Source organism: Sphingobacterium sp. IITKGP-BTPF85 (assembly GCF_001006065.1).
Lineage (GTDB): Bacteria > Bacteroidota > Bacteroidia > Sphingobacteriales > Sphingobacteriaceae > Sphingobacterium > Sphingobacterium anhuiense.
In genome coordinates this window covers 1-5,628 of sequence record NZ_ASZT02000220.1, presented here as the reverse complement: position 1 = coordinate 5,628, position 5,628 = coordinate 1, and the positions used below count along the sequence as shown (strand labels likewise).

6 protein-coding genes are annotated in these 5,628 nt (G+C 34.3%); 5 read left to right on the top strand and 1 reads right to left on the bottom strand.

From position 1 onward, the window contains the following. The first annotated feature begins 34 nt into the window (after positions 1–34). From L950_RS24025 to L950_RS24010, 4 genes are all read left to right on the top strand, one after another. Positions 35–862, top strand: a complete 828-nt coding sequence (locus tag L950_RS24025) for a two-component regulator propeller domain-containing protein (protein ID WP_197086677.1) — start codon at positions 35–37, stop codon at positions 860–862. Next, positions 856–1,611 (top strand): triple tyrosine motif-containing protein, encoded by a 756-nt coding sequence (locus L950_RS24020; protein ID WP_021190255.1) that lies wholly within the window; start codon positions 856–858, stop codon positions 1,609–1,611. Before L950_RS24025 ends, L950_RS24020 begins: the two co-directional genes overlap by 7 nt. Positions 1,612–1,753: 142 nt before the next feature. Further along, the gene (locus L950_RS24015) at positions 1,754–2,356 is read left to right on the top strand and encodes a sensor histidine kinase (RefSeq protein ID WP_021190254.1); all 603 of its coding nucleotides are present in this window, start codon (positions 1,754–1,756) and stop codon (positions 2,354–2,356) included. After that, positions 2,353–3,129 (top strand): response regulator, encoded by a 777-nt coding sequence (locus tag L950_RS24010; protein WP_021190253.1) that lies wholly within the window; start codon positions 2,353–2,355, stop codon positions 3,127–3,129. Before L950_RS24015 ends, L950_RS24010 begins: the two co-directional genes overlap by 4 nt. An 87-nt stretch (positions 3,130–3,216) precedes the next feature. Here L950_RS24010 and L950_RS24005 read toward each other — a convergent pair whose 3' ends face one another. After that, positions 3,217–4,599, bottom strand: coding sequence for a glycoside hydrolase family 76 protein (locus tag L950_RS24005; RefSeq protein WP_046792116.1), 1,383 nt, complete (start codon positions 4,597–4,599; stop codon positions 3,217–3,219). Positions 4,600–5,029: 430 nt separating this feature from the next. Here L950_RS24005 and L950_RS24000 point away from each other — a divergent pair. Continuing rightward, a partial coding sequence (locus L950_RS24000; RefSeq protein WP_031288427.1) for a hypothetical protein occupies positions 5,030–5,628 on the top strand: 599 nt, incomplete at its 3' end.

Below are 5,628 nucleotides of genomic sequence, written 5' to 3'. Positions count from 1 at the left end.
ATGAATAGTTGGTTTGCAACAGAATCTGGCTTGTTTGATTTATCAACTCGCCACTAAAGTTTCTCATTTACGTAAGGAGAATCATAATAAATGGGGTATTTCCGACGATGCAATTTACAACATATTACAAGACAAAGATCAGGGCATCTGGTTAGGTACTTATTTTGGTGGACTAAATTACTATCATGCACATAACAGCATCATCGAAAAAATTTTACCGGGCGACCAACCAACAAACCTACAAGGATCGGTTGTCAGGGCCATTAAAAAAGACAAAGAAGGTAATATTTGGATGGGTACCGAGAACGGCGGAATATCAAAATGGAACCTCTCAACCAATAAGATCCAAAGTTTTACGAGTCAAAATAGCTCATTAGCTAATAATAATATTCATGGATTACTAGCCATTAAAGACAAATTACTAGTCGGTGCTTTTGTAAATGGACTCGATATATTCGATTTAAAACGCTTACAGGTGACACAACATTTGGATAGAAATAGTTATCATAATTCAGAACTTGAAAGTAATTTCATATTCCACCTCTATCAAACAAAAAAAGGTGATATTTTAGCCGCTTCTACACGAGGATTGTACCGCTTTAATTTGGACACCAAACAATTTTTCTTAATAAAAAATGTACCGGCTTATATTTTTTACACCTGTATATTAGAGGACTTCCGGGGTAATTTGTGGATAGGTACTTGGCGTGATGGTTTAATTTGTTACAATCCAGAGACTAATTATTTTAAACATTATAAGCAGCAGACACATGATCAACATGCGCTACCCAATAATCGAATTAACAGTTTATTTGAAGATTCAAAAAAAGATTGTGGATTGCAACTGAGGGAGGAATGGTAAAAAAAGAATTTGAAAATAACAGCTTTAGCTCTATAAGTATAAAAGACGGAATGCCCAGCAACGTTATTCTCTCTTTTTTAGAAGACAAAGAAAATAATATCTGGGTGGCTACTTCCAAAGGTCTTGTTAGGTATAACCCCGTCAACCACAAAATACGGACATTCAATATGGAATCGGGTTTACCAACATTACAGTTCAATTACAACTCTTCCTTTGATGATAACAACAATAATTTCTACTTTGGGACTATCAATGGTTTGATCCGATTTAAGCCCGAACAATTAAATCAAATCAAATACAATGCAAAAACACCTATTTTTATTACAGATTTAACTGTCAATAATCGAGAAGTAAGTCAAACTGATGAATCAACCATTCTCAAAAAATCAATTCTCTTTACCGAAAGTATTAAACTTAAGCACGATGAATCCTCATTTAGCTTAGATTTTGCAGCATTACATTATCAAGCTCCTCATTCTGTACGCTATAGTTATAAAATGTTAGGAATAGATGAAAAATGGAACCCTATCAATGGTATCCCCCGCGCATACTTTACCAAACTGGCGCCAGGAAATTACACATTCATAATTAAAGCTGAAGATCCAAATGGCACTGCGATTCCACAAATCAAGACCTTGAAAATAGAAGTATTACCGCCAATATGGGCAAGTCTTCCTGCATATCTTATCTATGGATTTATTATTATCGGGCTTATCGCATTTATAATTCATCATTTAATGAAGCAATAAAACAGCGGAATCGTCAACATATCTTAACAATCCAAAACTTAAGAGATCAAGATTTATACCGTTCAAAAATCAATTTTTATACTGATGTTGCTCATGAAATCCGAACTCCGTTAACATTAATAAAGGCCCCTTTAGAAAATTGATGGAAAGAGTCGAACGCAGTCCGGCAGTAGATAAATTACTGCTAACGATGGAAAACAATACCAATAAACTTATTGAATTAAGCAATCAATTACTGGATTTCAGAAAGGTAGAGGCCGAAGGGTTTAAATTAAACTTTGCTCCGCATAACATAAGCCATATTTTACAAGAAATTATCAATAATTTTGCCATAACCTTAATTGCTCAAAATCGTGTTTTAACACTAGATATCAGTCAGGGTATTATCGCTTTAATTGATCTGGACGCTTTCGAAAAAATCTGTTATAATCTGCTTAATAATGCATTAAAATATGCTGATCATCGAATAGAAATAACATTAAAAACCGATGAAAATACAAAAACATGTGTATTGATCATAAAGAACGACGGGGCACTAATTCCGCCAGCGGAACAGCAAAATATTTTTGAACCTTTCAATCGCTTAAAAAGAAGCAAAAGTATTTCAGGTAGTGGATTAGGTTTATCCCTAACTAGATCATTGACCTTAAAACATCAAGGGACATTAATATATGAAGTAGACGAATCCTCCTTCAACGTATTTAAACTCATACTTCCTCTAAATCAAAGCCCACTATCATCATGAAAAATGCAAAAGCCAATATCCTCTTAATCGACGATCATCAAGAATTACTTGAATTTATTGCAGATGATCTCTGTGAAGAATATCATGTTCAAACCTGCAACAATGGTCTAGAAGCATTGAAATTGATGGAATCGGATAATTTTGATTTAATTATTAGCGATGTCATGATGCCGGAAATGGATGGCTACGAATTGTGCCAACATATTAAAGAAAATATGGCATCCTCCCATATTCCGGTAATTTTACTTACGGCGAAAAATAGTATTGAATCTAAAATCCAAGGCTTAGAATTTGGCGCTGATGCTTATATTGAAAAACCATTTTCACCGGCATTTTTAAGAGCGCAAATTGCCAGTCTTCTAAAAAACAGATTAAAAGTAAAAGCTTTTTTTGTTAGTAACCCTTTATCACAGATACAGAGCATCGGCCAAAATCAAAGCGATCAAGAATTTCTTCAAAAAGTGGATGAAATTATTCAGAATCATTTAGATGATCCGAAATTCAATGTTGACCGTATGGCCGATATTTTGTGTATGAGCCGACCAACACTTTATCGAAAAATTAATGTTGTTTCGAGCCTATCTCCTAATGAATTAATTAATTTGACCCGGCTGCGAAAAGCCGCAGAATTACTAGCACAACGAAAATTCAAAATCTATGAAATATCCAACTTACTAGGCTATAGCTCGGCCACGCATTTTTCACGGAACTTTCAAAAACAATTTGGAGTAAGCCCTTCTGAATTTTTAGAACAACAAAAACTACACTCCTAAAATAACTAAAAGACCCCATGCTAAATACATGAGGTCTTTAAAATCAATCTTTATTTTTTGGCTAAAATCACAACTTGCTATTTAGGTTTATTTCGATTTGTCTAATTCGTATTGCGATAAAATAGCATATTGCGCAGCATATGTAAACATGAACATACCTTCCAGATTATTTTTATTTTGATCGGTGTCCCATCCCTTTAATAAATCTGTTGGTAAAAACCCATCCTTCAAGAAGTGTTCATATCCATAATCAAGATTCTTTTGAAAAGACTCCATGTAACTTCCTGCTTTTCTATAATTAGGATAAATATTAAAAAATCCCCGGAGTAGGATACCGTTAAACCAATTGTTGAATCCTGAGGATTCGTACGTATAATATGCCGGAATTTGTTTTCCCAGTTTTGCAAAATACTCGAAACTAGCATGAGATAATGACTGTGCATCTTCCCTATATTTTTTTGATTTTGTTACACGATACAGATCTGCAGCTCCAGAAATCATCGTTCCGCTATTATAGGAAAATGAAGGACCTACGGCAGTTTTCAAGAGTGTATTTGCACGGTATCTCCTTCCATTTACATTCTCATATGCGATAGTACAATCCGGAAAGCAATCTCCCATCATATCTGTATAAACACCTTGATTGTTTAAAAGGTAACGTTTTTGCCAATCGTAGACTTTTTTTGCAAAACTTAGATAATAATCACCTTTATTTAACATTTTAGAACGACGTGTTTTTTTGTCTTTTGGATCGACATAGCGATGCTCGATCTGATCAGATTTATGCTTATAGATTTCGTGCAGCCATACCAAGGGGCTAACCATTGGACCGTTGCTACAAGCATGCTTGGTCACATAACCTGGGCCCCAGGGAATACCGCCATGCTCTTTATTTTTGTCATCTAGTGTACTATCCCAACCGTCAAGAACATAGGCCGTCAAATACTCAGCCTTTTCTAAAAAGACTTGATCATTCGTTAGGTGATAGGCGTCTAATAATTCACGGACAAGCCACATTTGATCATCGTAAACATTCAGTATCCCAGTAACATTCGCTTTCCCCTTTTCTCGAACACGGTCTACCGCATAGACTGCCCACTCTTTTTCTTGTGTAAATGACGTCAACTTAAAAGTGCCTAGATAATAATCAGCATTATCAAATAGTTTTTTCAACAAATCGACATAACGCTTGTAATGTTGATTAAACAATAATACATTGCCATTTTCCTTTTGAAGTTTAAGACTTGTTAAAATTGCATTAACAGCTTCTATCGAAGCTGTATACATCCAAACACTCCCCCTTTCAGAAGATAGTTCTTTGGTATCCGGGTTGTAAAATCTAGCCATGGTCATCTCATCACCTGAAAAATAGGTAGCATTGGATTTATCAACAAGCTGAATAGAACGCACTAAATTTTGCATTTGAAGATCTGACACATTATTACCATCCGCCATTTCGAATCGTGGCATGGGTAGGCATTAAAAAACAAAACTGTACAAACAGTAATAGTGGCATAGCATGAATAAAAATGCTTTGTAGCTTTCTTAAAAATTTCATAAGAAGAATCTGGTTTATAATTAGTCAGAATTTTGCCCATGATTAGAGCATTAAATTCTGGAACAAGATAAGTGGAGTCGATTAATTTTAGGGTTAAAAAGGGGTTAATAGGCAAAATAAAACAATAACCCGGTTTTATTTTAATACTATTGCGTGTTAAAAATCAGAAAACATGTAACAACGTCTTTATTTCATTTGATTAATTTTTTGTATACTTTTAAGGTATTAAGATGTTGAAAAATTAGTTACTAACCATTAAATCATCTACGAAGGTTTATACGCTCGCCTTTTAAAGGGAATGATGCGTCCATACTTCTGGATTTAAGTTTTTGATTGCCCTGTATGAAATTCTATTATATATATTTTGCTATTTACTTATTCCTGCCGACGCTATCCTTTTCACAAGGACTTAAATTTAACGGAGGTCATCACGCAATCGATAAACGTACTTCTTATGAAGTTTTTGGAGAAAACACAATTTCATTTGAAGGACTATTTGATATTGACTTTCAACTTGCAATCTATGGCACCAACTCACTGGGGAATATCCTTAGAGTTCAAAACAAGGAAAATAATACCATCTATAACCTGTTTTATGACGAAGAAAAAGATCAGTGCATCTTCAGACTAAATGAAGAAGGAAAAAGTAGTTTGATCATAGCCAAGATAGATCGTCGGTTATTAGACAACAACAGCTGGTTTCCGGTTAAATTAACCTTTAATCTAACACAAGGAATTTTTAAACTTAAAATAAAAAACAAAGTTTTCGCATCCAAAAAAATTAAGCTCCCTAACCCCTATTTTCCAATCATTACTTTCGGAAAAAGTGATTACCTGATCGATGTCCCAAATATGGGAATTAAAAACCTATCCATTGGAAATAAAAACACCAAATATGTGTTCCCCTTGAGGGAAAATGAAGGTAATATCGTTCATGATTT